The sequence below is a fragment of the Chryseobacterium sp. UF-290 genome (genome assembly GCF_058245615.1).
On record NZ_JBSICB010000006.1, the window covers coordinates 103,874 to 129,637 of the forward strand.

General features: G+C 37.8%; 27 protein-coding genes and 1 pseudogene. 13 read left to right on the forward strand and 15 right to left on the reverse strand.

Annotated features, from left to right (window positions below):
- Positions 1 to 42 precede the first annotated feature (42 nt).
- Both AC4IF5_RS09100 and AC4IF5_RS09105 read left to right on the forward strand, forming a co-directional pair.
- Positions 43 to 582, forward strand: coding sequence for a Crp/Fnr family transcriptional regulator (locus AC4IF5_RS09100; protein ID WP_490733752.1), 540 nt, complete (start codon positions 43 to 45; stop codon positions 580 to 582).
- A gap of 383 nt (positions 583 to 965) precedes the next feature.
- Complete coding sequence (locus AC4IF5_RS09105) at positions 966 to 1,469, forward strand: GNAT family N-acetyltransferase (RefSeq protein ID WP_490733754.1); 504 nt, start codon at positions 966 to 968, stop codon at positions 1,467 to 1,469.
- 410 nt (positions 1,470 to 1,879) lie between these two features.
- Here the strand turns inward: AC4IF5_RS09105 and AC4IF5_RS09110 are convergent, their stop codons facing one another.
- From AC4IF5_RS09110 to AC4IF5_RS09160, 11 genes are all read right to left on the reverse strand, one after another.
- Positions 1,880 to 3,241: an MATE family efflux transporter gene (locus AC4IF5_RS09110; RefSeq protein WP_490733756.1), complete on the reverse strand. Its 1,362-nt coding sequence runs from the start codon at positions 3,239 to 3,241 to the stop codon at positions 1,880 to 1,882.
- A 98-nt stretch (positions 3,242 to 3,339) separates the two neighbouring features.
- Positions 3,340 to 4,524 carry a sigma-54-dependent transcriptional regulator gene (locus tag AC4IF5_RS09115; protein ID WP_490733758.1) on the reverse strand — a complete coding sequence of 395 codons (1,185 nt, stop codon included), beginning with the start codon at positions 4,522 to 4,524 and terminating at the stop codon, positions 3,340 to 3,342.
- A gap of 56 nt (positions 4,525 to 4,580) precedes the next feature.
- Positions 4,581 to 5,240: a YggS family pyridoxal phosphate-dependent enzyme gene (locus tag AC4IF5_RS09120; protein WP_490733760.1), complete on the reverse strand. Its 660-nt coding sequence runs from the start codon at positions 5,238 to 5,240 to the stop codon at positions 4,581 to 4,583.
- Between the two features lie 75 nt (positions 5,241 to 5,315).
- Positions 5,316 to 6,176 carry a polysaccharide deacetylase family protein gene (locus AC4IF5_RS09125; RefSeq protein WP_490733762.1) on the reverse strand — a complete coding sequence of 287 codons (861 nt, stop codon included), beginning with the start codon at positions 6,174 to 6,176 and terminating at the stop codon, positions 5,316 to 5,318.
- A 398-nt stretch (positions 6,177 to 6,574) separates the two neighbouring features.
- A complete protein-coding gene (locus tag AC4IF5_RS09130) occupies positions 6,575 to 7,306 on the reverse strand; it encodes a DUF72 domain-containing protein (RefSeq protein ID WP_490733764.1) in 732 nt (243 codons plus the stop codon).
- Positions 7,307 to 7,312: 6 nt separating this feature from the next.
- Entirely contained in the window at positions 7,313 to 10,150 is a 2,838-nt protein-coding gene (locus AC4IF5_RS09135; RefSeq protein WP_490733766.1) for a heavy metal translocating P-type ATPase, read from the reverse strand.
- Between the two features lie 336 nt (positions 10,151 to 10,486).
- Positions 10,487 to 11,047: a helix-turn-helix domain-containing protein gene (locus AC4IF5_RS09140; RefSeq protein ID WP_490733768.1), complete on the reverse strand. Its 561-nt coding sequence runs from the start codon at positions 11,045 to 11,047 to the stop codon at positions 10,487 to 10,489.
- Entirely contained in the window at positions 11,044 to 11,439 is a 396-nt protein-coding gene (locus AC4IF5_RS09145) for an acyl-CoA thioesterase (RefSeq protein WP_490733770.1), read from the reverse strand. Before AC4IF5_RS09145 ends, AC4IF5_RS09140 begins: the two co-directional genes overlap by 4 nt.
- A 96-nt stretch (positions 11,440 to 11,535) precedes the next feature.
- Entirely contained in the window at positions 11,536 to 11,949 is a 414-nt protein-coding gene (locus tag AC4IF5_RS09150) for a DUF6157 family protein (protein ID WP_490733772.1), read from the reverse strand.
- 62 nt (positions 11,950 to 12,011) lie between these two features.
- Positions 12,012 to 12,215 carry a helix-turn-helix domain-containing protein gene (locus tag AC4IF5_RS09155; protein ID WP_490733774.1) on the reverse strand — a complete coding sequence of 68 codons (204 nt, stop codon included), beginning with the start codon at positions 12,213 to 12,215 and terminating at the stop codon, positions 12,012 to 12,014.
- Positions 12,216 to 12,218: 3 nt separating this feature from the next.
- A complete protein-coding gene (locus AC4IF5_RS09160; RefSeq protein ID WP_490733776.1) occupies positions 12,219 to 12,749 on the reverse strand; it encodes a DUF2975 domain-containing protein in 531 nt (176 codons plus the stop codon).
- Positions 12,750 to 12,999: 250 nt separating this feature from the next.
- Between AC4IF5_RS09160 and rbp the strand changes: the two genes are divergently transcribed.
- Both rbp and AC4IF5_RS09170 read left to right on the forward strand, forming a co-directional pair.
- Positions 13,000 to 13,347: an RNA-binding regulator gene (rbp, locus tag AC4IF5_RS09165; RefSeq protein ID WP_490733778.1), complete on the forward strand. Its 348-nt coding sequence runs from the start codon at positions 13,000 to 13,002 to the stop codon at positions 13,345 to 13,347.
- Between the two features lie 139 nt (positions 13,348 to 13,486).
- Positions 13,487 to 14,230, forward strand: coding sequence for a hypothetical protein (locus tag AC4IF5_RS09170; RefSeq protein ID WP_490733780.1), 744 nt, complete (start codon positions 13,487 to 13,489; stop codon positions 14,228 to 14,230).
- Positions 14,231 to 14,366: 136 nt separating this feature from the next.
- Here the strand turns inward: AC4IF5_RS09170 and AC4IF5_RS09175 are convergent, their stop codons facing one another.
- Genes AC4IF5_RS09175 through AC4IF5_RS09185 form a run of 3 tightly spaced genes read right to left on the reverse strand, consistent with a single transcriptional unit; the run spans position 14,367 to position 17,272 of the window.
- The gene (locus AC4IF5_RS09175) at positions 14,367 to 16,151 is read right to left on the reverse strand and encodes a DUF4153 domain-containing protein (RefSeq protein ID WP_490733782.1); all 1,785 of its coding nucleotides are present in this window, start codon (positions 16,149 to 16,151) and stop codon (positions 14,367 to 14,369) included.
- A gap of 24 nt (positions 16,152 to 16,175) precedes the next feature.
- A complete protein-coding gene (locus AC4IF5_RS09180; protein ID WP_490733784.1) occupies positions 16,176 to 16,661 on the reverse strand; it encodes a BlaI/MecI/CopY family transcriptional regulator in 486 nt (161 codons plus the stop codon).
- Between the two features lie 8 nt (positions 16,662 to 16,669).
- Positions 16,670 to 17,272: a phosphatase PAP2 family protein gene (locus tag AC4IF5_RS09185; protein WP_490733786.1), complete on the reverse strand. Its 603-nt coding sequence runs from the start codon at positions 17,270 to 17,272 to the stop codon at positions 16,670 to 16,672.
- Between the two features lie 399 nt (positions 17,273 to 17,671).
- Between AC4IF5_RS09185 and pdhA the strand changes: the two genes are divergently transcribed.
- Together pdhA and AC4IF5_RS09195 are read left to right on the forward strand one after the other, a co-directional pair.
- Entirely contained in the window at positions 17,672 to 18,673 is a 1,002-nt protein-coding gene (gene pdhA, locus AC4IF5_RS09190) for a pyruvate dehydrogenase (acetyl-transferring) E1 component subunit alpha (protein WP_490733788.1), read from the forward strand.
- 109 nt (positions 18,674 to 18,782) lie between these two features.
- A complete protein-coding gene (locus AC4IF5_RS09195; protein ID WP_490733790.1) occupies positions 18,783 to 20,393 on the forward strand; it encodes a dihydrolipoamide acetyltransferase family protein in 1,611 nt (536 codons plus the stop codon).
- A 67-nt stretch (positions 20,394 to 20,460) separates the two neighbouring features.
- Here the strand turns inward: AC4IF5_RS09195 and AC4IF5_RS09200 are convergent, their stop codons facing one another.
- Positions 20,461 to 20,844, reverse strand: coding sequence for a helix-turn-helix domain-containing protein (locus AC4IF5_RS09200; protein ID WP_490733792.1), 384 nt, complete (start codon positions 20,842 to 20,844; stop codon positions 20,461 to 20,463).
- Positions 20,845 to 20,999: 155 nt separating this feature from the next.
- On the opposite strand from AC4IF5_RS09200, the gene AC4IF5_RS09205 reads away from it, so the two are divergent.
- From AC4IF5_RS09205 to AC4IF5_RS09235, 7 genes and pseudogenes are all read left to right on the forward strand, one after another.
- Complete coding sequence (locus AC4IF5_RS09205; RefSeq protein WP_490733794.1) at positions 21,000 to 22,469, forward strand: hypothetical protein; 1,470 nt, start codon at positions 21,000 to 21,002, stop codon at positions 22,467 to 22,469.
- A gap of 15 nt (positions 22,470 to 22,484) precedes the next feature.
- A complete protein-coding gene (locus AC4IF5_RS09210) occupies positions 22,485 to 23,066 on the forward strand; it encodes a DUF6705 family protein (RefSeq protein WP_490733796.1) in 582 nt (193 codons plus the stop codon).
- Between the two features lie 106 nt (positions 23,067 to 23,172).
- Positions 23,173 to 23,511, forward strand: coding sequence for a hypothetical protein (locus AC4IF5_RS09215; RefSeq protein WP_490733797.1), 339 nt, complete (start codon positions 23,173 to 23,175; stop codon positions 23,509 to 23,511).
- A gap of 10 nt (positions 23,512 to 23,521) precedes the next feature.
- The gene (locus AC4IF5_RS09220) at positions 23,522 to 23,941 is read left to right on the forward strand and encodes a hypothetical protein (protein ID WP_490733799.1); all 420 of its coding nucleotides are present in this window, start codon (positions 23,522 to 23,524) and stop codon (positions 23,939 to 23,941) included.
- A pseudogene (locus AC4IF5_RS09225) lies at positions 23,910 to 24,179 on the forward strand (2-oxo acid dehydrogenase subunit E2); the annotation flags it as partial. The gene AC4IF5_RS09220 and the pseudogene AC4IF5_RS09225, both read left to right, overlap by 32 nt.
- Positions 24,180 to 24,495: 316 nt before the next feature.
- On the forward strand, positions 24,496 to 25,164 hold the full coding sequence (locus tag AC4IF5_RS09230; RefSeq protein WP_490733801.1) for an ABC transporter ATP-binding protein: 669 nt from the start codon (positions 24,496 to 24,498) through the stop codon (positions 25,162 to 25,164).
- A gap of 15 nt (positions 25,165 to 25,179) precedes the next feature.
- Positions 25,180 to 25,758 carry a murein L,D-transpeptidase catalytic domain-containing protein gene (locus AC4IF5_RS09235; protein WP_490733802.1) on the forward strand — a complete coding sequence of 193 codons (579 nt, stop codon included), beginning with the start codon at positions 25,180 to 25,182 and terminating at the stop codon, positions 25,756 to 25,758.
- Positions 25,759 to 25,764 lie beyond the last annotated feature (6 nt).

Here is a 25,764-nt window from a genome sequence, read left to right on the forward strand (position 1 = left end):
CATTTGTCCCGGGTCAGCATGTTAAGAACAAATCAGGCTTTTTTGAACTATTTTGAAGCACTTTACAAAGCTCAGGAGCATAGGGAAGATGTTGTACTAAAATCTTTTTCCCGCAACGAAAATATATTGTCACAGGACCGGAAGCTCTCAGGGCTGATGCTTATTAAAGAGGGAATCGCCAAATGTTATTTTACTGAAGAAAACGGTAAGGAATATATCGTTGAATTTCTGGGAAACGGTGAAATCCTCGGAGAAGTGGAGCTGATTAAAGATATCAGATGCCTGTGTGGTGTAAAAGCGGTATCTGAAGTGACTGTTTACGAAACCAATATCCCTTATTTTAAATCTCTGATCAAAAAAGATCTCAGCCTGAATCACTTGTTGCTGGATTCTTTTGCTGAGAGGATTATTAATACTTCCAGCAGAGCATCATACCAACAGCTTTATACGGTAGAACATACTTTAGGACAGTTACTGGATATGCAATCCCGGCAAGGTATCCAGATTTCTAAGGAGGATATGGCGGCCTATTTGGGAATTACGGTAAGGAGCTTAAACAGAATTTTGAAGGATTTGAAATAGCATTTTTCAAAAATTATGATTTGATTACTGTAAGATGCAATACCACAAAGAAAATTTCTTATTATGCTGTTTTTAAAGGACGAGATATCAGGATTTTTAACAAGAATTTTCTGATTAATTTTTTTGCCACGAATGCACGAATAAAAAAAATTCGTGCATTCGTGGCGATTAAATTTTCTTGCAGATCATCATGAGTTTTTGTATCCGGTTTAAAATGCTTAATATATTTTAATATCAGATTTCTATAGAAATTGATGTTTGGCTTGGGTTTATCAGGGGTGTGTTTTTTAAATTATTGAAATTTATATAAAATGGTATAAATATTTAGGGGTTGGTATTTGAATTTATTATTTTTGCATTGAAATAAGTAGAATAGAATATCAATGGGAACATTAAAGTTCAGAAATGCTGAGTTGGCTGATTTAGATAAGATTGTAGCAATATATAACTCAACCATTGCTTCAAGAATGGTAACCGCAGATGTAGAAGAAGTTCCGGTAGCAAGCAAACAGCAATGGTTTAATGAACATAACCCTGAAACACGACCTCTTTGGGTGGTTGAGGATGCAGAAGATCAAACTATTGGCTGGGTAAGCTTCAGCTCTTTTCATGAAAGACCGGCTTACAGCGGAACCGTAGAGGTAAGCATTTATCTGGATGAAAGCTGCAGAGGAAAAGGATATGGTAAAACAATTCTTCAGTACTGCATTGATAATGCCGGAAAATTCGGGGTGAAAAACCTGGTTGCCCTTATCTTCCTTCACAATGAGCCAAGTTTGAAGCTGTTCAGACATTTCGGGTTTGAAGACTGGGGAACACTTCCGGATGTAGCTGTTCTGGACGGTATTGAAAGAAGCCTTAAGATTCTGGGAAAAAGAATCGGTTAAAACATGAAAAATTTTCAAAAAGAAAAATAGTTTTTTTGACTGATCCAGACTTCATATGAATTGTATTTTTAGTCATGATTTTATCTCTCGCTGATTTTGCAGATAAAGCAGATATTGATGGAGAAAATCTGCGTAATCCCTAGGATCTGCGAGAAAATAAAACTACCTGCTACGTTAAATAATGAAGCTGTTTAGTTTAAAATGACACTGTATAAAAAGTTTACATAAGAAGAAAATCAAAGGTTTTCAAAACTTAAGGGTACTTATTATTTATGCACAAAGCTTGTTCCTTAAAACAATCTAAGTGTTTAATCTTTTATGTGTTTGCAGTTTTCATTAAAAAGCTTAAACGGCTTTAATATAAAAAGACTGCTTCCAAATTAGAAGCAGTCTTTATTATCTTTCTTATTTTATGCGTTCTGCTTAATTCTCTTTGCAGACATATTCAGAAATCTTTTTACAAGGAATACGGCTGATACTGTCAATCCTAATCCCAGAGCAATCCACATTCCGAAAGCACCCATTTTTAATGTGACACAGAAAAAATATCCTAAAGGAATGGTAATTACCCAATAGGCAATGAAGGTATAAATAGACGGGATTTTAACGTCCTGTAAACCTCTCAGCATTCCCAGAGCTGTTACCTGAATACCGTCAGAAAGCTGGAATAAGGCCGCGATGATCATCAGTTTTGCAGCCAGGGCAATTACTTCAACTTCTTCTTTCTTTGTAAAGAAAGTAGGCAATATATTTCTGCCTAAGATAAATACCAATCCGCAGATACACATAAAAATAAATGCGATCTTCAGATTGTTGATCCCGACTTTTCTTAATTCAACAAAATTTTGCTCACCCAGTTTTCTGCCGATCATTACTGTGGAGGCAACACTGAAACCTACACACAGGTTAAAGGTGAATGAAGCCATGCTCAATGCAATCTGATGGGAAGCAATATCATGGGCAGAGATCAGCCCGCAGATAAATGCAGCTCCAGCAAAAGCGGTTACTTCAAAGAACATCTGTAAAGCCGTAGGCAATCCCAGCTTTACCATTTTATCAAACATTTTCTTGGAGAAGACCTGGATTTTCAATGAAAAATCTTTGATATAACGTCTTGTTCTTTTCTCTCTAAGCAGTACGAAATAAAGGAAAACGACCATGAAAATTCTGGAGATCAGAGTTGCCAAAGCGGAACCTTTTACTCCCATTGGAGGTATTCCCCAAAGTCCTTTGATGAATACATAGTTTAAAGCGATATTGATGATATTGGCAATGATCGTGGCCTTTGTCACTCCAATGGTGTAGGATAATCCTTCAGAAACTTCACGAAGGGTCTGAAAGGCCATAAACGGAATCATACTGATCACCATGATACTTAAAAAGCTTACTGTATCAGGAATAATTTTAGCCGGCTGACCGGAATGATAGAGTAGTGGCATTGCTAAAAGCAGGATCACCATCAGAATAATTCCTACAGACATATTGATGATAAAACCATGGCTGAAAACAGAATTGATGGTAGCATGATCCTCTTTGGAGTGCGCTTCTGAAACCAATGGCGGTATTGCAAACGAAAATCCGAGTGCTAATACGAATATGGAGAAGAATACTGCGTTTCCCAACGAAACGGATGCCAGCGCATCAGCACCCAGAAGCTTTCCGACAATAATATTATCGAATAAGTTTACTGAGACCTGCCCTACCTGGGTAAGCATCACAGGCAGAGCCAAAGTCAGGCATTCTTTCGTATAGTTTTTGTTTAAAAAGTTCATAATATTTTAAGATTCATATAGTTTATAATTAAAATAGGGCAAAAAAAAAATTTGCAGTGATGAACTGCAAATTTTAATTATAGTGAATAATCGCTAAATTATTTCCTAACAAAACTTGCAACGTCACTTTCGGAAACAGTGTTTCCACCAAGAATGATCAATCTTTCTACAACGTTTCTTAGCTCCCTGATATTTCCGGTCCATGAAAGAGCTTTTAAAGCATCAATCGCTTTATCGTCAAACTTCTTCACTGCAGTACCATGCTCATCAGCAATCATACCTGAGAAATGCTCAACCAATAGCCTGATATCTTCTTTTCTTTCATCCAATGGCGGAACATAGATTTCAATAACAGAAAGTCTGTGGTAAAGGTCTTCTCTGAATTTTCCTTCCTCAATTTCTTTCTGCATATTCTTATTGGTTGCCGCAATTACTCTTACGTCAACTTTTATTTCTTTATCACTTCCTACAGGAGAAACCTTGCTTTCCTGAAGAGCTCTCAATACCTTAGCCTGAGCGATAAGACTCATATCTCCGATTTCGTCAAGGAATATCGTTCCACCGTTGGCCTGCTCAAATTTTCCCTGCTTATCTTTGATCGCTCCGGTAAAAGATCCTTTTACGTGTCCGAAAAGCTCAGATTCGATCAGTTCAGATGGGATCGCGGCACAGTTCACTTCTATCATAGGTCCTCTTGCCCGGTCACTTTGATTGTGAACGGCGTGAGCAACCAGTTCTTTTCCGGCACCGTTAGGCCCTGTGATCAGAACTCTGGCATCAGAAGCAGCCACTTTTTCGATCATGCTCTGGATCTTCTGCAAAGCAGGAGATTCTCCGATCATCTGGTATTTTTTGCTTACTTTTTTCTTTAAGGTTTTGTTTTCGGTCTGAAGATTTTTGTTTTCTTTCTTCAGCGTTTCCTTAGCCAAAGCATTTTTCACGCTGGTGATCAGTCTGTTGATGTCGATAGGCTTGGAAATGAAATCATATGCACCCTCTTTCAGGCAGGAAACAGCAGAATCGATGTCTGCGTGTCCGGAGATCATGATAAAAGTAGTTTCAGGTTTTAGAGCGAGACTTTGCTTTAAAAGCTCGGTTCCTGAAAGTTTAGGCATTTTAATATCAGAGATCACCAATGCGAAATCTTCTTTCTCTACCTGTTTATAACCTTCAAGCCCGTCTTCGGCAATTACAAATTCATAATCGGTGAGTTCATCCGAAAGAATACTGTGAAGTACTCCCGAGATCGCTTTTTCGTCTTCTACTATAAGGATTTTTTGCATAGTTGCAAATTTAAATTTTTTGTTTCAATTATTAGCAAAAACCGTACCTAAAAATTCTATTTTGAATAGTCCCTTCTCCCGAAAATTGCTGATCCAACTCTCACAGAATTAGCACCACACTCAATGGCCACCGGGAAATCATCGCTCATTCCCATTGATAGGGTATTCAGTGCTTTTAGTTGATTAAATTCATCAAAAAGGCTCTTTAAGGTTAAAAACTCTTTTCTGATCTGCGGCTCATCTTCCGTGAACGTAGCCATTCCCATCAATCCGGTAATTTCAATATTCGGAAATTTTCCATCGAGATACTGTTGAAAAAGGTCTTTGGCCTCTGATATTTCAAGTCCGAATTTACTTTCTTCCGAAGCAATCTTTACCTGAAGAAGAACTTTAATGATCCTGTTGTTCTTATCCGCCTCTTTATTGATTTCTGTTAAAAGCCTTTCAGAATCCACACTTTGTATGGTATCTATAAACGAGGCTATATATTTAACCTTATTGGTCTGTAAATGCCCGATCAGGTGCCACTGAATGTCTTCAGGAAGGAGAGGGGCTTTTTCCATCAGTTCCTGAACCTTATTCTCTCCAAATACTTTCTGTCCCAGATCATATACCTCTTGTATCGAAGAAACAGGATGTGTTTTCGAAACGGCAACCAATTGAACCTCCGCCGGAAGCTGATCTTTTATAGCTTTATAATTTTCTTTAATACTCATGGACGCAAATTTCCGAAAATTACCTGACAGTTACCAGTCAAGAATACATTTTACATTGTATTTTTACAATAAAAATTAATTCAGCACCTCATTGATTTTCGGGTATTGGGAGATTTTTCTAAAAACGAATTTGTTGCTTTTCTGAAGCTTCTCAATAAACAGATCCAGCTCATTGATAGAGTCCGTATCTCTAAGATATTGGTCATGAGTAAGAAAAACAAGGTGTCTTGAAGTTTTTTCCAGATCATTAAAGAAAATGCTGTCCACTTTTTTAAGCATGGCTTCATGACTGCCTTTTAAGGTCATTTTTTGGCTAGGTCTCCATTCCAGGTCCCATCCGATTACTTTATAACCTGCTTTTTTAAGGCCATCAGCGGCAGCGGTGGTACTTTTAATATCAGTTGCGTTGATATTGTTGAGCCTCCAGATGTTTCTGCCGGGAGTTCTCGCGATTTTATCAGTAAGCTTCAGGCTGTCTTTCGCAATGTCAAAATCATGTACAACAGCATCCGCATTCTTGTAGAAGTCTGTGTATTTGTTATGGGCATGTAAGAAACTGTGATTCGCCAGTTCGATCAGAGGATTTTTCTTTAAAAGCTCAAAATCTTTTTTTTGCCTGGTGCTCCCGTAGGCATGTTTTCCCACCAAAAAGGCGGTTGCACAAACATTTCTTTTGTCAAGGATCTTTAAGAGATTTTCCGTACCCTGATTGGGACCATCATCAAAAGTAAGGTAGATCACTCTTTTATCCGGATCTACACTTTCATCATCCATCTTGGGGACGGTTTCTGCGGCAGGATGTTCATTGGAATTGATATGATCACTCACATCATTCTTGAAATTACAGCTGTTCAATAAAACCGAAGTTGCACTCACCAATGCAAACATCCCGAGAAAAGTCATATTTTTTGACTTTCCCGCAAAAATTTTTCTCATAAATGTAATGGAATTTAAATTGTTAAAAATCGTTAAAAATAACGCTTAAATGTTAACAAATTATATGCCATTCATTTATAGGTTTTACCTTTTTAAGCTTATTTTAAGGACTTTATTATAAAGACGATTTTTGTTAAATGTATGGATTGTGAAATTATGTTTTTATTTGATTTGATTTTAACATTTATAAATGTCAAAGCGATAGTTTTTCTCTATTTTTATTGAAGTTTTACTATTCTTCATTTATTGGAGAATTATCTGAAAGATTGGATTTGAAATATTGAGTAACAGCTTTTTTGACGATCAATTATTTTTTGCGGATCAAGAATAGAACTTTAAAATGGATGCTTTACTGTGAAAATAATATACTTATGGTAAATGCTGTTTGAAGCTTTCTATCAGAGTCCTGTAATATCTTTTAAGTACAGGGCATTTTTGATGGCGGAAGTTCCCCAGGTATTATTGAAGAAAATAAAGGATTTCTGCTGGGAATGACTGATCTTTTCAGCGAGGTCATCAAGAAAATCCGTGCTGTATTCAGACTTGTAGAGGACAGGTTTTCCGTGAAGCCTGTAGTACATTACTTCAGGATGATTGACGATGACATCTTCAGGAAGATTTCCGGGAAAGCTTACTCCTGAAAAAACAACATCAATGCTTTTTAAAAGGTCAAATATTTCTTTCTGCCACCAGGATCTATCACGGAATTCAATGACATTTAAAAAATTAAAATCAAGATGGTTGACGATACGGTCCAGGTTTTCAGGATTGTTTTTAAAAGAAGGAGGGAACTGGTATAAGAAGCCGGAAAGTTTATCTTTGAGATGACTTTGAATGTGATTACAGAATGCTGCAATTTCCTCTTTTGATTCTGAAAGGCGGCTTTGGTGAGTGATAGATTTTGGGATCTTAATAAAGAACCGGAACAGATCAGGAGTTTCATCATACCACTTTGTGAGCGTCTTAGCGGTAGGATTTCTGTAAAATGTGGAATTGATCTCCACTGTATTAAAGACCTCCGCATATAGAGAAAGAAAATCTTTACCTGGGGCAGTCGCAGGATATAATGACCCTTTCCAGTCGTTATTATAAAATCCTGAACATCCTATGTAAAGATTTTCTTTTTTCATATGCTATTATTTTATATCCAGATCCACCGAATTTAATCTCAGTGAGTTCAGAATCACAGATAAGGAACTGAAGCTCATGGCCGCTGCCGCAATCATTGGTGACAGCAGAATTCCAAAGAACGGATACAATAATCCTGCCGCGATGGGAACTCCCAGTATATTATAGATAAATGCGAAGAACAGGTTCTCTTTGATATTTTTAAGCAGTTTTTCGCTCAATAGCTTAGCTTTTGCAACCCCCAGAATGTCTCCTTTTAGTAAAGTGATCTCTGCGCTTTCAATGGCAACATCCGTTCCTGTTCCCATTGCAATTCCTACATCGGATTGGGCAAGAGCAGGAGAGTCATTGATTCCGTCGCCGGTCATCGCGACAATTTTACCCTCTTGCTGCAATCTTTTTACCTCATTAAGTTTGTCTTCCGGCAAACAGTTGGCTTTGAAATGCCTGATTCCCAGCTCATCGGCCACAGCTTTGGCAGTGTGCTCATTATCTCCGGTCATCATGATCACATCTATGCCTTCATTCATTAACTGTTTTACCGCTTTTTTAGAACTTTCTTTGATTTTATCCGTAAAGCTGATAAAGCCTAATACCTGCTGATCCTGTGCGATATAGGATATCGTATGTGCCTTTGACTGTACTTCTATAGCCTTCTGTTTTAAGTGGTCCGGGATATGGATCTGATGGGATGACAACAGGTTTTCATTTCCCAGATAAACTGTTTTGCCATTAATATTTCCTTTAATTCCTTTTCCGGAAACGTTTTCAAACTGATCTACCTTTTTAGCGGATATATTTTCATCTTTCGCCTTCTTGATGACCGCATTGGAAAGCGGGTGCTCAGAGTTTTGGTTTAATGAAAATGCCAGTTTTACAATCTCCTCTTTATTTCCGTTGTTTACTGTTTCAATATATTCTACAGAGGGTTTTCCTTCCGTCAAGGTTCCTGTTTTATCAGTGATCAGAACATTGACTTTATTCATTTGCTCAAGGGCTTCTGCATTCCTGATCAGAATACCGTTTTTAGCACCTTTTCCTATCCCTACCATCAGAGACATCGGAGTAGCCAGTCCAAGAGCACAAGGACATGCAACGATCAGAACCGCTACAGCATTCACAAATGCAAATAAGCTTCTTTTTCCTTCCGGTCCGAAGAGCTGCCACAGAGCAAAGGTAAGCGCTGCAATAAGGATCACTGCCGGAACAAACACCTTTGAAACCTTATCTGTCAGTTTCTGAATAGGAGCCTTGCTTCTGCTGGCTTCATTCACCATTTTGATGATCTGTGAAAGTAAGGTTTCATCACCTACCTTTTCTGCTTTCATTATAAATACCTGATTGCCGTTGATCGTTCCTGAAGAAACTTTGTCATCTATGGCTTTTTCAACAGGCACAGGCTCACCTGTGATCATACTTTCGTCTACCACAGAATTTCCTTCCACGATCTTTCCGTCAACCGGAATTTTCTCACCGGGTTTTACTTTCAACAGATCTCCGATCTTCACCTGGGAAAGCAGAACTCTTTTTTCTTCACCGTTTACCATAAGGTTCGCTTCATCCGGTGAAAGATTCATCAGTTCCTTAATGGCGTTTCCTGTTTTCTTATGAGCAGCAGCTTCCATGAGCTGCCCTAAAATAACAAGCGTTAAAATAACACAGACGGCTTCAAAATATAGCGGGATCTCATGATGGTGTCCACGGATCTCATGTGGTATAATGTCCGGAAAAATCAATGCTGTGATACTGAAGATAAATGCCGCTGCAACTCCCAGTGCAATCAGGCTGAACATGTTAAGATTCCAGGTTTTAAAAGAAACCCATCCTCTTTTCAACAGGAACCAACCGGAATAGAACATGACAGGAAGTGTCAAAGCCAGTTCAATGAATCCCTGGATCTGATGCGAAAAAGGGAATCTGATAAACATTCCACCCATTGAAAGGATGAAAACAGGAATGGTAAAAGCTAATGAAATAATGAATTGCCTTTTTAATATATTGTAGGTTTCATCTTCATCGTCATCTCCGCTGTCCGGCATTCTTACAAGATCCATTCCGCAGATCGGGCAGTCTCCCGGTTCGTCACGGATGATCTCAGGATGCATCGGGCAGGTGTATTTTGCTGTTTTCTTTTCAGGATATTTTACGAGATCCATTCCGCAAACCGGACATCCTACATTGGAATCATAGGTTTTGTCGCCTTCACAATACATCGGGCAGTAATATCTGCCGGCCATTTCATCTGTAACCTTGGGGGCTTCATGATGATGGGGATGATGAGAATGTTGATGGGCTCCTGCATTTTCGACAAGCTCTTTAGTAATTTCCTCTAAATGCATATGACATACAGGACAGTCCCCTTTTTCATCATATACTTTATCTCCTTCACAGAACATGGGGCAATAATATTTTCCGATACTGTCTTTAAAGTTTTCGGGAAGATTGGTGGCTGAATAGGTTGGCTTGTGATGGGGATCTTTTGCCAGCTTTTCCTCGATCGGGACTAAATACATATTGCAGACAGGGCATCTCTCACCTTGTTTGAAATATACTTTGTCTCCTTCACATTCCATGGGACAATAATAAACGGAAGACGGAGATACACGGTCCTGTGGTTTCAGAAACGCTTTTTCCGGCTTTTCCGGATCTTCAAGCCTGTATTTTCCTATTTCTGCTAAAGCATCGTTTAAAACGGATAACCCGATATCGTGATCGGAAGTGATGGTTGCTGTACTGTTTTCCAGATTGACATCGGCTTTTATTCCCTGAACGCTGTTCAGCTTATCGGATATTTTTTTCTGGCAGCCTGAACAGGTCATTCCAAGTATTTTATACTGTCGTTCCATGATTCTTACATTTATCATACAAATTTCTAAAACGCAAGGCTAAGGTTGTTATAAATTTAAGGATAATAGTTATAGAATTTGGAGCAGGAGTGAGAGAGTGAGCTGGAGAGTATTAAGGTTTGAGAGTGGGAGGGTATTAGCTGAAGGGTTGTGGGGATCAGGGTTTTAGTATATTATTATATATATAAGGGATGAGAGAATGTTTTTGTTTTTTCAGGGATGAGTTTTGTAGAGTATTGATATAATTGAGTAGGAATAAGCATTTCATTCAATAAATATCATCGTTCTCAAATTCCCAGACCGTGACGCTCTCCGATACTAAAACCCTCAAGCCCATTAAAGATCATCCAGTGATTTTCTGTTATGCTCCTTTAGTTTCTTAAACTCAGTAGGGGTAAAGCCGGTTACATTCCGGAACTGGGAAGAGAGGTGCTGGACACTTTTATAACCCAGCTTTCCTGCAATTTCAGTAAGATTGAACTCGTTGTAGAGCAGAAGCTCCTTCACCTTTTCGATTTTTTGAAGAATGAAAAACTGTTCCAGGGTAATATTTTCGTTCTGTGAAAATGTTTTGGAAAGAGCACTGTAATCCTTATGCAGCTTTGAACTTAAAAATTCGGAAAGCAGGAAATCTTCATCAATATCAAGTTCGCTGACTTTTACAATGATCAGGCTTTTTATTTTCTCAATAAGCTGATGAGCAGAATCCATGATTCTTTCAAAACCGGTATCAAGGAGTTTTTTTTCAATAGACCGCATTGTATCTGGGGAAACTTCGGATTCCGTTTCCACTTCTCCGAGAATAACAGAGCTTGTCTTTACATCCGCATCACTGAATATATTTTCAACAGCAGCGATGCACCTGTTGCAGACCATATTCTTTATAAAAATTTTCATAATCCGCTGCTTAACCGATCCTTTACAAATTCGATCTGGGTCTTACCATGAGGAGCCGGATTTCCATCGCTGTCAAGGTTGACCATTACGATCTTGTCAACGGTGATAATGGTCTGATGGGTCATTTTATTCCGGACCTCACATCTTAATGTAATAGATGAGGAGCCAAAATGAGTTGCTTCAATGCCTATTTCTATAATGTCACCCTGTCTGGCTGAGCTTACGAAATTAATTTCAGAGATGAATTTGGTCACTACTTTTGTATTTTCCAGCTGGATAATAGCATATAAAGCGGCTTCTTCATCGATCCACTGTAAAAGTCTTCCGCCGAAAAGAGAGTGGTTGGGATTCAGGTCTTCCGGTTTTACCCATTTTCTTGTATGGTAGTTCATGTTCTTAATAATTTATAGGGCAAATTTAGTGTTAAATGCTGATGTTGTCAAAAGAATAGTATTTATTGATCTGAAGAGAATTATTCATTTTCTCAATCATTTTCTTTTGGATCGCATGGCTTTTGTTTTCCTGATGGACGGGTCTTTTAAAAAGTGTTGATAGTTTTCATTCTCCATAGGAACTATTGCTACTTTTCCTTCTGCATTATGGTGAATCCCAAATCCATATCTCTTGGCTAAAGGGGAAGACCGCAGGCATGCCTGACCTTTGGAAAAGAACTGATTTCTTGCATTTTCTTTTTCACCTTCTGAAATATCATTTTTGAGGGCATAGCCTTCAAAAATAATATCATCTGATGTATATTGATAAGGATTTTTTATCAGTTTCTCATATTGAAGACTGGCCAGTGTTTTTTCTTTCTTTTCAGGTGGTACCTGTGCCTGGGAAACAGGGCAGTCCTCAGCTACTTCAATAAAGGTATTGATGTAATTGGTGGTATGTTGCTTCATAGTAATGCTGGATTTATAAAAAAAATCTGAATCACAAAGATCCAGATTTTTTCGGTATGATGTTATTCCTGATATTCTAAAATTTCCCCGGGCTGGCATTCCAGTGCTTTACAAATAGCTTCAAGAGTACTGAAACGGATTGCTTTTGCTTTGCCGGTCTTTAAAATAGAGAGGTTGGAGAGGGTAAGGTCTACTTTTTCGGAGAGTTCATTCAATGACATTTTTCTTTTGGCCATGACTACGTCCAGATTGATTATAATCGGCATAATTTATATTGTTAATTCGTTTTCAGATTGTATTTCTATCCCTCTTTTAAATACCTGGGCAATAATAAAAATGATTCCTCCGAAAAACAAATATTCAGATCCGGAGCCAATGAAGTCATACAGATTGTCCAGAGCGATTCCTTTTTTAAGAAGGTCTTCGCTATAAGAGCTGACTATTAAAGAAAGAATACCGATTACTAATGCGGAGTAGCTGATCTTTGTGATCAGCTTCATTACACCTGTGCTGAAAGGTGCTGCCAAATTGAGCTTCTGGAAAATTTTGATAACAAGGTAGGCCATGTAAGCCTTATATGCTGCCAAAAAAATAATAAAAGCCATGATCAACTTATATGAATTGATATTGTATTGATAAAGCTCATATAAATTAAGCCCCTCATAGAGATTCTTTGCCCCTTCAGGATTAACAAGAGTAAAAATAAACGAAAAGGTAAGAGCACCCGCTGTAATGCACGAACCAATGAAAATGATCCAGGTTACCACATTCAGTACAGAAAGAATTTTTTGCGTTTTCATATTAATTGTATTTTAATTCGAATACAAATATCAATAAAAATTTATTGAAAAACAATAAATTTTTATCTTTTTTCAGTTAATGTGTTTTTTTGGATTCAACATAATGTGAGAAAATCTTAAAAAAAGCTTTGATTTGAAATTTTTAATTGTATCTTGCATACGTTTATATTTGGAATCAATATTTGTTCATTAATTTATGTTGTTTTTCTTTTATATACCAAATTTTTATTAATTTTTTAATTTTTTTAAAATGAACATTTTTGTTTCAAACATCAATTACGCAACTAAAGAGTATGAGTTGCACGATCTATTCGCAGAATTTGGAGACGTATCATCAGCTAAAATTGTTACAGACAGAGAAACTGGTCGTTCCAGAGGATTCGGTTTTGTAGAAATGGGTGATGATGAAGGAAAGCAGGCTGTTGAAGCTCTTAACCAAAAAGAATTCAACGGAAAGACATTAAACGTATCTGAAGCTAAGCCAAGAGAAGAAAAACCAAGAAGAAGCTTCGATAACAACAGAGGTGGAGGTTATGGAAACAACAATAGAGGCGGAGGCTATGGTAACAACCGTGGCGGAGGCGGAAATCGTTGGTAAAAATATGAAGCGGCTTTTAAGCCGCTTTTTTTATGAAATTTAATTTCCAGTAAATCATATAATTAGTAATTTGCATTGAATGTTGATCATTCTTTGGCATAGTTTTAGAAAATTCTCAATCAATCAAAAAGTAATTATAATGAAAAAACATTTATTAACATTAATGATGGTGTTTGGTGGGTTATTATTGAATGCACAAAACATTTATAATGGTCAGACGCTGGAACAGGACAGAAAATATTGGTCAAGCAATAACAGATATTATCTGATATTCCAAAATGATGGGAATCTGGTTTTGTACAACAGGGCAGGATCTTCAATTTGGGATGCCAAAACTACCAATAGGGGAGTAAAGGCAGTATTTCAGGAAGATGGTAACTTTGTCGTATATACACCAGGAAATGGTGTGGCTTTCAGCTCGAATACTAATGGAAGAAGAGCCAATAAGCTGACGGTTCAGGATGACGGTAATCTTGTGATTTATAATGGTTCCAATCCACTGTGGGCTTCAAAAGATGGAAGCAAAAATAATGACAGATTTGGCCGTGGCGGAGGTTCTGTAAATACAGGACACAAATTCCGCAGAGGTGAGAAGCTTTACTCTGCTGACGGCAATTATTATTTATCATTTCAGGATGACGGCAATCTGGTACTTTCCAACAGAAATGGTAACGCGATCTGGGGTGCAGGTACCGACAATAAAGGAAGCAGAGCAGAATTCCAGAGTGACGGAAACCTGGTCGTATATGATTCTTACAACAAATCTGTATGGAGCTCAAATACATCCCGAAGAGGAGGTACCAAGCTTACGGTACAGAATGACGGAAACCTTGTGATCTACGGAGATTATTCTCCGATCTGGAGTTCCGGAACTCAAAGATAAAGTAAAAGTATTAGATTACAGATAAAGTAAAAGAGGCTCCTTTATGGCAGCCTCTTTTTTATTAGGGATCTTGCCCCGGTCGTTCAGTAAATACCTTAATATTTTTTAAGTGCTTTATATGCTTATATGATCCATTTTATTTTGTCCTTATCAGTATATAGACGTTGTCATAATATATATTAACCTGATCGGTATAAGGATATTTTTCCCATGTGATTTCATTAAAAACAAGTTTGATATGGTATTTTCCCAGATCGGATTCTATCGCCATATCAGGAACTTTTATCGTTCCGGTTTTCCCTTTATTTCTCTCAAATAATCTCATGATCTGTGGTCCGAAATCTATTTCTTCTTCAGCATTTAAGCTTAATCGTAATGATGATCTTTCAGTCAGCTGATCTTTTATTTCAAACAGATCTTTATCCAGTTTCTGAGATTTGTCTGTATAGCGGGGGAAGCTGAGGAGATATTGATAGTTGCGGATTTCTATAGCCTGTTTCTCAGGAATGATTACTATTCTCTCTATCTCTTCCGAACTGCTTTTCATCGTTCTGTTTACATCTATAAACTTGTTCTGAATAGTGTAGCTGATATTGTAAAAGTTTCCGGCTTCAATATTATCCGCTAATTCTAACTGATCTCTTTCGTTTAACAGGCTGTTTAGGAATTCAAGCTGTTTTCTTTCAGCCAGAAACTCAAATTTATCAGCAATTTCGTTACGGATCGTATCGGTAACTTTCTTTTGGAAGTTTAGTTTACCGTTATCGATAAGCTGATGCTGATTCATAACTTTCAGAAGTTCGGTTTTCTGACTTCTCTTTGCAACACTGAAAGCATTAAAATAAGGGAAGATCAGTGCAAAAGTTCCAAATAAAAATAAACTGACCGGAATCATTTTTATGGTTGGCCTTTTGCTGAAAATAAAGTAAACGACAACGCTTAGCAGCCATAAGGCAAGGAGCAGGACGAAATACCGGGGCTCAGTATATCCATATTCTAGGATCCTTGTAAAAATAGCGGTAAAAAGCAAGACCACCAAGGGAATAATCGTGTAATAAAATGCCTTTGAAAATATTTTTACCCATGATTTGGCATTCTCCTCCTTCAATGGATGCACCAGAAGCAATGCCAGAATACCGACGATACTGTATGCTAAAATGAGATATGATACCCAGCCTCTGGGAAGCTGCCAGCTGATCAGGATTTTAATGGAATAAAAATAGAGGATAACAGCATAAATAAGCAGCAAGGGGATTAAGATAAACTGAGTAAAAAACTTTAAGACAACAGGATAAGTTCCATCTTTTTCAAGGTTGCTTAATCCTTTCTCATTAAATAAAAGAAAAATGAAACAGCTTCCGAAAATGGCAAGGACAAAAAATGTATCCGTATAAAGATTGCCATCAAAATTAAAATCAAAAAGTTTATCTACAGCTAAAATAGCCAATTCAACTCCACCGGTTAGAATGCCTGTAAATACAACGGTAAGAAAGGAATTGACGAAAAGATTTTTATTGTACTGCCAAAATCCCAGTTCTTTATTCTTCTCTAAAAACGGAATAAAAGAAACCAATAAATGAATAAGAAGAGCTGTAATTGTAATGATATAAGCATATACTTTTGTAAAATCCCTCTTTTTATCAGGCAGGATAAAATAGAAGCCTATAAGAAATGCAACCCCAAGCAGTTGTAACAGTAATTCTTTCCCGATTCTCTGAGATAGCATTTTCAGTGCAAACATTAGTGAAATTCCCATACAGGCACAAATGGTGAACTTTATATAAGCAATTGGCTGATCTATGTTGTTTTCAATGATACAAATTGCACTGACCGAAGCTAATAAAGCCATTGTCAGAACCAGAGGATAGCGGAACACGGCTTCATTGGCACGGCTTAGAGTTTCGCGGAATTTTGTTTTCATGATTGGGTGTTGGGGTGATTATGTCTAATCTTTTTTCTTTTTTTTCTTTTTCTCCTTGTCTTTTTCCTTACCTTTTCCTTTCTTCTCTTTTTTCGGATTTAAAATATCATCCGCATACTCGAATGTAGGCTCTTCAACTTTCGTTGGCTTTATTTCAATTTTGAGATCGAAATAGCCTTTCAGGTCGTTCTGAGATATTAATTTTTCAATAAATAAAAAGTCCAGGATCTCTTTTCCCGAGTCATTAAAAAATTGATGAGACAGCTCTTTCAGTAAGAATTTTTTATACTCCTCCAAAGGAACAAGTACGGTATATTTGAATATTCTCCCTTCTTTTACAGTAGACAGATACCCCTTTTCCACCAATATTTTCAGATAGGTAGATACCGTATTCTGGTGTGGTTTAGGTTCCGGGTGCTGCTCCATAACGTCCTTCAGATAGAAAGATTCCATTTTCCAAAACAGCTTCATAAAGTTTTCCTCTGCGGCAGTAAGATGATTTATTTTCATAAAGATTTCTAATGTTGAAATTGAATATTGCAATAAAGATAGATAAAAGATACCATAAAAGCTATCCCGGCTCCCATAAATACCTCTTTTACCGTATGTCTTTTTAAGATGATCCGGGTAATTCCTACCAGAATAGCAACTCCCAGCCATATAAGCCCCATTTTCCAGTTTAATGCGAAAAATAATGCGGCTACAAATATATTGAATGCCGTATGCATTGAGCTTTTAATAAAAAAGTTGCTGATCTGAAGGGCAAAAAGGAGTATTAAGATGAACAGCATGACAAGATCAATATATCCGTTTCTTATATAATTAAAGATAAGGTAAAATATTACACAAGCAGCAATGAATATATACAGCGTTTTTCTCTGAACCCGGTTGGATACGTCCATGTTGGTATATCTTCCTGTTTTCACATTCCATACCAGCCAGATGATGATCGGTACAATGATCATTAATAATACAGGAAGGAAATAAAGAAGAGAATCTTTAAGGGTATATTCTCTGATACTCATGTATACAAAAAAAATGATCAGGGAAGTCAGCGGATTGAAAAAATCAGAAATGATTTTTGAGATTTTGTGCAGCAGCGGAGACGGTGTTTCTTCCATATTCAAGTTTAAACACCAAATATAATACTATAAGGCCAAAAAACAAGAAACGTGAGACTATGATAAGGGAGAAGGACTGTAAAAATTGCTGTTCAATGTCAATACTTTTGAACAATAAAAATCATTTTTCCGGATTTTTTAATTTAATGTTAAGCTTTATTAAAGATCTCTAATTTCAGTCATTTTGTTTTTTAGTGCCTGCTATCGTCATAGTAGAGAGGAAAGCGGAAGAATTCTGATCTTATGATCATTTCCCGGGACCGGAAAGGAAAGAGAAAACATCCGGTCTTCAGAAGTTTTTACAGAAAAAACGAAAAGTTATCTATGTATAGAATAAAAACAAAGTTTTTTTCATAATTTTGCTCAACTATTTCATCATAAAAAAGCAAGAGCTAACACATGAAAGAATTTTCTAAAGAGGTATACCTGAAGTGGTATGAAGATATGACAATGTGGAGAAGGTTTGAAGACAAATGCCGTTCTCTTTACCTAAAACAAAAGATCAGAGGATTTTTACATTTGTATAATGGTCAGGAAGCGATCCCTGCCGGATTCACCCATGCAATGGATTTGTCAAAGGACAGTATGATTACTGCCTACAGATGCCACATCCATCCAATGGCGATGGGAGTAGATCCTAAGAGAATCATGGCGGAACTTTGCGGCAAAGCAACAGGAACATCCGGAGGTATGGGTGGTTCTATGCACATTTTCAGCAAAGAACACCGTTTCTATGGAGGACACGGTATCGTTGGAGGACAAATTCCTTTGGGTGCAGGTATTGCTTTCGCTGATAAATATTTTGACAGAAAAGCTGTGAATATCTGTTTCTTCGGAGATGGTGCTGCAAGACAGGGGTCTCTGCATGAAACATTCAACATGGCAATGAACTGGAAACTTCCTGTAGTATTTGTGGTAGAAAACAACCAGTATGCGATGGGAACTTCTGTAAAAAGAACTGCCAACCACGAAGATATCTATAAATTAGGATTAGGATATGAAATGCCTTGCCTTGCTGTAGATGCAATGGACCCTGTGAAAGTGGCAGAAGCTGCTTACGAGGCTATTGAAAGAGCGAGAAGAGGAGACGGGCCAACGTTCATTGAAGCAAGAACTTACCGTTACAGAGGACACTCTATGTCTGATGCTGAGCCTTACAGATCTAAAGAAGAAGTAGCTGTTCATAAGAATGATGACCCAATCGAACTGGTAAAACACAGAATTCTTGAAAACGGATGGGCTACAGAGCAGGAACTGGAAGCTATCGACAACAAGTCCAGAGACTTTGTTGAAGAATGTATCGAATTCATGGAAAACTCCCCGTACCCGGATGCTGAGAAGATCTATGAATATGTGTATGCTCAGGAAGATTATCCATTCTTAGATAAATTAGAAAACTAAACGATAATGAGTTAATTTGAAAATCTGAGAATTTGAAAATGAGATGATCATATGTCCTTTTTTAATTTTCAGATTTTCATATTGCTAAATTTTCAAATTAAAAAAAATTATGGCAGAAGTAATTACGATGCCCCGCCTGTCCGACACTATGACGGAAGGTAAAGTGGCAAAATGGCATAAAAAAGTAGGAGATAAAATAAAGGAAGGAGATATTTTAGCTGAAATTGAAACTGACAAAGCGGTTCAGGATTTCGAATCTGAAGTAGAAGGTACTCTTTTATACGTGGGTGTAGAAGAAGGTGCCGCTGCTGTTGTAGATTCTGTTTTAGCGATTATCGGTAATGAAGGGGAAGATATTTCAGGACTGACAGGCGGAGCAGCAGCTCCCAGTGCCGGCTCTGAAGAAAAAAAATCAGAAGAGCAGCCAAAAGCAGAAACTCAGGCTGCTGCTGAACCGGCTACTGCAGAAGTTCCGGCAGGAGTAGAGGTTATTACTATGCCAAGACTTTCTGATACAATGACAGAAGGTAAAGTAGCCAAATGGCACAAAAATGTAGGTGATACAGTAAAAGAAGGAGACCTTCTTGCTGAAATCGAAACAGATAAAGCGGTACAGGATTTCGAATCCGAATTCAACGGAGTATTATTGAAGCAGGGTGTAGAAGAAGGAGGTGCTGCTCCTGTTGATTCTGTATTGGCAATTATAGGCCCTGCAGGAACAGATGTTTCCGGTGTAGGAGCTCCAAAAGCCGATGCTCCGGTATCAGAAAAGCCGGCTGAACAAAAAGCAGAAGCTAAAAGTGAAGAGAAAGCTGCTCCGGCTGCCAATTCTTCATCTTCTGAAAGAGTTGCGATCTCTCCACTGGCTAAGAAAATGGCTCAGGACAAAGGAGTAGATATCAATAGTGTTCAGGGGTCCGGTGAAAACGGAAGAATCGTTAAAAAAGATATTGAGAACTATCAGCCATCCCAGGCGAAACCAGCTGCTTCAGCTCCGGCTGCTAGTGCTGCCGCTCAGGTTGCTGTAAACTTCGTTCAGGGAGAAGATAGAGAGACACCAAACTCTCAGGTAAGAAATGTGATTGCAAAACGTCTTTCTGAAAGTAAATTCTCTGCCCCTCACTACTATCTGATGGTGGAGATCAACATGGATAAAGCTATTGAAGCGAGAAAAGAGATCAATTCTTTACCGGATACGAAGATTTCATTCAATGATATGATCATTAAAGCAACAGCAATTGCTTTAAGAAAACACCCTCAGGTAAATTCAAGCTGGGCCGGAGATAAGATCATCCACAGAGGAAATATCAATATCGGGGTAGCAGTAGCTATTCCTGACGGATTGGTAGTTCCTGTACTGAAGAATACAGACCAGATGACCTACACCCAAATCTCCGCATCCGTAAAAGATATGGCTTCAAGAGCTAAGAATAAAGGCCTTAAAGCTAACGAAATGGAAGGATCTACATTCTCTATTTCTAACCTTGGAATGTTCGGAATCGAAACGTTTACAAGTATCATCAATCAGCCTAACTCTGCTATCCTTTCAGTAGGAGCAATTATTGAGAAACCAATCGTTAAGAATGGTCAGATCGTAGTGGGTAACACCATGAAACTTTCATTGGCATGTGACCACAGAGTGGTAGATGGTGCTACAGGAGCTGAATTCTTACAGACATTAAGAACCTATTTGGAAAATCCATTAACATTGTTACTGTAATTTCTGATATGAAAATAGTAAAACCTCCCAAATTGGGAGGTTTTTTTTCGTTTTTATATTTGAAAAATTACTTTTTCAGGATTTTGATTTCGTCCTTAAGTTCTTTTAACTGTAATTTCAACTCTTCTATCCTTTCTTCATACTGCTCTATCAGTTTCTCTGAAAGTGAATTGATCGTATTAATGGTTCCTACAAATTGAAAAGCCATTCCACCTTTTTGTTCAGTGTTTTCTTGTTCAAGATTATTTGCTTCATCCGTAAGAAAATTTTCCGGTTTTATTTCGAAAATTTCACTAAGCTTTTCTATATGCGCTGCCCAGGAATGGCTCTCTCCAGTTTCTATTCTGGCATAGGCAGATTGTGAAATATGCAGCCTTTCAGCCATTTCTTCCTGGGAGAATCCTTTAGACTTGCGCAGTCTCTTTATTTTCTCTGCAACGTTGTTGGTCATGTTCCGTTATTTTAAACAAATATATAAATAATTTTGTCAAAAATATTACCCGGATAAAGGGTAGAATTATGCAAAAATAGATTTTGTCTGATCATTTATTTCCCTCATATTTGAAAAAATAATTATATTTAACAACCAAAAAAAAACAAATGCTTATGAGAAAAAATTTAATTCTTAGGCTTGCCCTTGTGGGAACTATTGCCTTTTCGTTGCATTCCTGCCGTACAGAAGATGAAGTTCTTGCTATTGAAGAGCAGGTCCAGTTCCGTGCACCTATAGCCATGTTTCAGAAATTTGATGAAAAAGTACAATCTGATACCAAATTCAGGAATGAAAACAGGCAGCAGGATTTTCAGCGGGCAGCTGAAAGGAACAGCACTCCTTACATCTCTACCGTAAACATTCCTATCTCTGCAGTAAGCTATAAAGTACCTTTTAAGGAAACAATCGCTGCCTTTCTTACTGATGCTGAAAACACTGCTTTCAGCCAGGAGTTTTACAGCAAATTCGGATCTCCTTTCTATGCTGTATCTACCTATACTTACGGAAACAATTCTAAGGCTATCGCTTTCCCGATTCTCAAAGGAGATCAGGTAACGGCTTTTATCCATGGGATTGTTACCCCCGCCAGAGACTATGTGCAGTTTACAGTAGTGCAGAATTCGGAACCCGCCACCCTTCAGGTGCTTGCAAGGCTGCAGTATGCGGTGGATAACCTCTATCCAGCAGGTCCTGTGATGTCCAGGGGGATTGGGACCAATGAAGAGCACATCCGTGTCAATGAAATAGAAGAGATAACGATAGTTAAGATCAGTCATATGGATCAGACCGGCGGCTTTATCCTTCATCATCCTGGTTATGACTGGTGGAAGGATGCTTCGTGGGCAGACCCAAAAAACGGTCCTATGGGAGGAGGTCAGTCTATGTCAGGTGATGGCTCCAAGCATAAGTTTCCGGATTATATGAGTCCAGATGATGATCCGTGTAAAAAGATGAAAGCACAGGTTATTGATTCTGCCTATCAGGCTAAAATAGCCCATCTTAAAACCAAGACCGGAGAGAAAAAAGAAACGGGATATGCACAATATAAAACGGGATCTTATGTAGAGATTCTTCCATCAGCCAGCACTGAGAATTCTGACGGGATGGATCTCAGTCCCAGCATCAGCATGATAGGCTATATGCATACCCACCTCAACGACTATGAAATTACTGAAGATGGAGCCACTGTCCCCAAAAAACCGATCAGGATGTTTTCTCCGTCTGATGTGATCGCCTTTATGCAAATTGCCCAGTACAATGCTGATGAGGGCAGGCCTTTGGAAAATATCTATGCTACGATGATTTCCAGTGAAGGGGATTATATGCTGAAATTTTCCGGCACCAAGTACAATATAAAAACGAATTTTTCCGATGATGAAACATATAGGGAAATGTATAAAGATTATTTTGAAAACAACAAAGACAGAACCAATGAAGTAAATTTTCTTAACTTTATCAAAGATAAGATGGGCGTATATGGCGTAAGCCTGTATAAAGTAAATGCAGATGATGGTACTATTTCCAAAAAAGAAATTTCAAAAACGGACAGTAATACAATAGAGTCAACAGACTGTCCAGAATAAATTAAAATAAAGAAAATGAAAAATATTATCATATTACTACTATTCACTATAGGATTAACAACATTCAAATCCCAGGTTATTAGTCTGGAACAGGCAGCTGCTTATCCCCGACAATCTGATGGAAGAAGTCTACCAGAAGGTATCACTTATATAAAAGATATCAACAATTCCCTTGATATGTACGTAGGCACGTGGAAAGGTTCCTATAATGGAAAAAATTATGAATTTAGGTTTATTAAGAAATTGGCTGTTGGAGATAGAATTAAAAGAGATAAATTAATAGGAAGATTATTGGTAACGGATGATAGCGGAAATGTAATCTATAGTTCCCTGGACAAGCCGGATGATAAGACTTTTTTGTCAGGGTTGAATTTTGTTACATCTAATGTAAAGATGTATTCTTTGAACTATGTTGTAAATGGTGCATGTAATGATTTTGGAACATTATATTTAGCATCAAAACCAAATAATCAGAATGAGTTGTCTCTGATATTTTGGAGGGAACCGGATCTTGTTAATTTAACTAAATGCCCACAGATCAAAACCTATGTTACACTGATCCCTAAAGACACTTCAATCAAACTGATAAAACAATAGAATGTACAAATGCTGTTTCAAAAATGAAACAGCATTTGTATTATCAAATCATCTCTGATAAAACTGGTGGAAGGATGCTTCGTGGGCAGACCCAAAAAATGGTCTTATGGGAGGAGGTCAGTCTATGTCAGGTGATGGCTCTAAGCATAAGTTTCCGGATTATATGAGTCTTGATGATGATCCGTGTAAAAAGATGAAGCCTGTGGTAACCCTTGCAAATAATGTTTATAGAAATGCTAAAGTGCAGCAAAATATGGATGCCGTTCTGAAAGCAAAGACAACAGCTCAGAATGAATGGGCTGTGGCAATAGGCCAAAAAGCGGATGGCACTTATGATGTAACGCCCCCTAAAGAAGGATCAGCTACCAACGGAAGTATACCCACTTCTCAATTGTCTGGCATGGCATTCACATGCCGGAGGTTTTGGTGCGCCGTGTGCCGGTGATTTGTATGGTATGCTTGAGGAAATGCTTACCAATAGCAATTTTAAGTATCGTTTTGTATATGGCAATTACCATGGTACTCCAGAAGTCTATGTATTGATCGTCAATGACAGAAGCTTAGGGATTAATTTTCTGGCCAACTATCCCAGAAGCCAGAATTATGATCCTTCAACACATAGGTTTTTGGAAGGATCTGCTGTAGGGTCAAGTTTTTCTGATATCAATAGCAATTATGAAAGCGGAGCCTATGTCAGTTCTATAGGAGATATCACAGGGCGTAGTGCAGGTTTGGCATACATTTTAGATCAATTCAATGCCGGGATCGGCCTAGGAAAAGTAGATGGGAATGGTGATGTGAAAAAGATAAATGTTACTAAAGAAAATATCGTAATACCGGGAGGAAATGGAAGGATCTACATTCTCTATTTCTAATCTTGGAATGTTCGGAATCGAAACATTTACAAGTATCATCAACCAGCCTAACTCTGCCATCCTTTCAGTAGGAGCGATCATCGAGAAACCAATCGTTAAGAACGGTCAGATCGTAGTGGGTAACACCATGAAACTTTCATTGGCATGTGACCACAGAGTGGTGGACGGTGCCACAGGAGCTGAATTCTTACAGACATTAAGAACCTATTTGGAAAATCCATTAACATTGTTACTGTAATTTCTGATATGAAAATAGTAAAACCTCCCAAACGGGAGGTTTTTTGTTTTTTACGGTGAGCTATGCTGAAGCAGAATTTAGAAAATTGCTCAATAAACTTGATGAATTATTGAAATAGGGCTTATTTTAAAATAAATTTACACTCAATCTGCCTTTCAGTAAAAAGGGATACTTTTATTGACTATTGTATATCAGATAATACAAAAGAATAAGCCCTTCAAAATGGAAGGTTCTATTGTTGCCGGACTTGAAATTTTTTAGAATTATCGTAGCTTTTTTTGCAGGAATTTCAAAATCAAATTAGTATTTTTGAGTCATGATTAAAGCGAGAAATATCCATAAATCTTATGGGAATTTAGAAGTACTGAAAGGAGTTGATATTCATATCAAAACAGGAGAAGTTGTTTCTATTGTAGGAGAATCAGGAGCAGGTAAGTCTACATTGCTGCAGATTCTGGGAACTCTTGACCATCCGACTCAGTCCGGTAAATATGATACTGAAATTGCGATTGCCGGTGAATCATTTATTAATATGAATGATAAGCAGCTGTCAAAATTCAGAAATCAGAATATCGGCTTTGTATTTCAGTTTCATCAGCTGCTTCCGGAGTTTACAGCGCTGGAGAATGTTCTGCTTCCGACAAAAATTGCCGGAGCCAATGAGAGAGAAGCGATCGAGAAGGCATATGCTTTATTTGAAGACCTGAAGATCGAACAGAGGCTGAATCATAAGCCCAATCAGCTTTCCGGTGGAGAAGCTCAGAGGGTTGCCGTAGCAAGAGCTTTAATCAATTCACCGAAAATTATCTTTGCAGATGAGCCAACGGGAAATCTGGATTCAAAAAATGCGGATGATCTTCACAGGTTGTTTTTTGACCTGAGGGATAAGTACAATCAGACCTTTGTGATTGTGACGCATAACCCGAATCTTGCTGAGATCACAGACCGGAAGCTCGTCATGAAAGACGGAATGATTATAGAATAGCAGGACACACACCAAATGATGAAACCTTTTCTTTTCCTTTTTGTATTCTTAATTTCCTGTTCCAAAGCTGGTTGCCAGCAGTTGGATACCTCGGGATTGCCTCAATCAAAAATTTCTGAGGTTAAGAACTATATCAAAGGAAAAGAATATAATCAGGACCTGGCAGTTTTTATTAACTTTAAAATTCCTTCAGGAAAGTACCGTTATTTTATCTATGACCTGAAAGACGATAAAATAGTACATAAAGCTGTTGTTTCTCACGGTTCAGGTTCTGTTATTCCAGGATCGGATGCTTTACAGTTCAGTAATAGGGAAGGATCTTATCAGTCTTCTTTAGGGAAGTATTCGATCGGAGAAAGCTATGTAGGGAAATTTGGAAAGGCGTACCGTTTAAAAGGATTGGATTCTACCAACAGCAATGCGATGCAAAGGGCTATTGTCCTTCATTCTTTTGAATGTGTACCGGATAGGGAATCTCAAACTCCGGCATGCTTAAGTTTAGGCTGTCCTATGCTTTCAGCAAATGCTTTTAAAGAATCTGCTAAATATATTGATCAATCAAAGCAGCCGATCATCTTATACACATTCTATTAATTCATC

Coding starts and splice junctions, on each gene's coding strand:
- AC4IF5_RS09115 (WP_490733758.1), bottom strand. CDS start 4,524: ATGCAAAAAATCCTTATAGTAGAAGACGAAAAAGCGATCTCGGGAGTA.
- AC4IF5_RS09205 (WP_490733794.1), top strand. CDS start 21,000: ATGAGAAAAAATTTAATTCTTAGGCTTGCCCTTGTGGGAACTATTGCC.
- AC4IF5_RS09175 (WP_490733782.1), bottom strand. CDS start 16,151: ATGAAAACAAAATTCCGCGAAACTCTAAGCCGTGCCAATGAAGCCGTG.
- AC4IF5_RS09105 (WP_490733754.1), top strand. CDS start 966: ATGGGAACATTAAAGTTCAGAAATGCTGAGTTGGCTGATTTAGATAAG.
- AC4IF5_RS09135 (WP_490733766.1), bottom strand. CDS start 10,150: ATGGAACGACAGTATAAAATACTTGGAATGACCTGTTCAGGCTGCCAG.
- AC4IF5_RS09140 (WP_490733768.1), bottom strand. CDS start 11,047: ATGAAAATTTTTATAAAGAATATGGTCTGCAACAGGTGCATCGCTGCT.
- AC4IF5_RS09125 (WP_490733762.1), bottom strand. CDS start 6,176: ATGAGAAAAATTTTTGCGGGAAAGTCAAAAAATATGACTTTTCTCGGG.
- AC4IF5_RS09230 (WP_490733801.1), top strand. CDS start 24,496: ATGATTAAAGCGAGAAATATCCATAAATCTTATGGGAATTTAGAAGTA.
- rbp (WP_490733778.1), top strand. CDS start 13,000: ATGAACATTTTTGTTTCAAACATCAATTACGCAACTAAAGAGTATGAG.
- AC4IF5_RS09180 (WP_490733784.1), bottom strand. CDS start 16,661: ATGAAAATAAATCATCTTACTGCCGCAGAGGAAAACTTTATGAAGCTG.
- AC4IF5_RS09220 (WP_490733799.1), top strand. CDS start 23,522: ATGCTTGAGGAAATGCTTACCAATAGCAATTTTAAGTATCGTTTTGTA.
- pdhA (WP_490733788.1), top strand. CDS start 17,672: ATGAAAGAATTTTCTAAAGAGGTATACCTGAAGTGGTATGAAGATATG.
- AC4IF5_RS09185 (WP_490733786.1), bottom strand. CDS start 17,272: ATGGAAGAAACACCGTCTCCGCTGCTGCACAAAATCTCAAAAATCATT.
- AC4IF5_RS09170 (WP_490733780.1), top strand. CDS start 13,487: ATGAAAAAACATTTATTAACATTAATGATGGTGTTTGGTGGGTTATTA.
- AC4IF5_RS09155 (WP_490733774.1), bottom strand. CDS start 12,215: ATGCCGATTATAATCAATCTGGACGTAGTCATGGCCAAAAGAAAAATG.
- AC4IF5_RS09235 (WP_490733802.1), top strand. CDS start 25,180: ATGATGAAACCTTTTCTTTTCCTTTTTGTATTCTTAATTTCCTGTTCC.
- AC4IF5_RS09210 (WP_490733796.1), top strand. CDS start 22,485: ATGAAAAATATTATCATATTACTACTATTCACTATAGGATTAACAACA.
- AC4IF5_RS09200 (WP_490733792.1), bottom strand. CDS start 20,844: ATGACCAACAACGTTGCAGAGAAAATAAAGAGACTGCGCAAGTCTAAA.
- AC4IF5_RS09160 (WP_490733776.1), bottom strand. CDS start 12,749: ATGAAAACGCAAAAAATTCTTTCTGTACTGAATGTGGTAACCTGGATC.
- AC4IF5_RS09215 (WP_490733797.1), top strand. CDS start 23,173: ATGGGAGGAGGTCAGTCTATGTCAGGTGATGGCTCTAAGCATAAGTTT.
- AC4IF5_RS09195 (WP_490733790.1), top strand. CDS start 18,783: ATGGCAGAAGTAATTACGATGCCCCGCCTGTCCGACACTATGACGGAA.
- AC4IF5_RS09110 (WP_490733756.1), bottom strand. CDS start 3,241: ATGAACTTTTTAAACAAAAACTATACGAAAGAATGCCTGACTTTGGCT.
- AC4IF5_RS09150 (WP_490733772.1), bottom strand. CDS start 11,949: ATGAAGCAACATACCACCAATTACATCAATACCTTTATTGAAGTAGCT.
- AC4IF5_RS09120 (WP_490733760.1), bottom strand. CDS start 5,240: ATGAGTATTAAAGAAAATTATAAAGCTATAAAAGATCAGCTTCCGGCG.
- AC4IF5_RS09145 (WP_490733770.1), bottom strand. CDS start 11,439: ATGAACTACCATACAAGAAAATGGGTAAAACCGGAAGACCTGAATCCC.
- AC4IF5_RS09130 (WP_490733764.1), bottom strand. CDS start 7,306: ATGAAAAAAGAAAATCTTTACATAGGATGTTCAGGATTTTATAATAAC.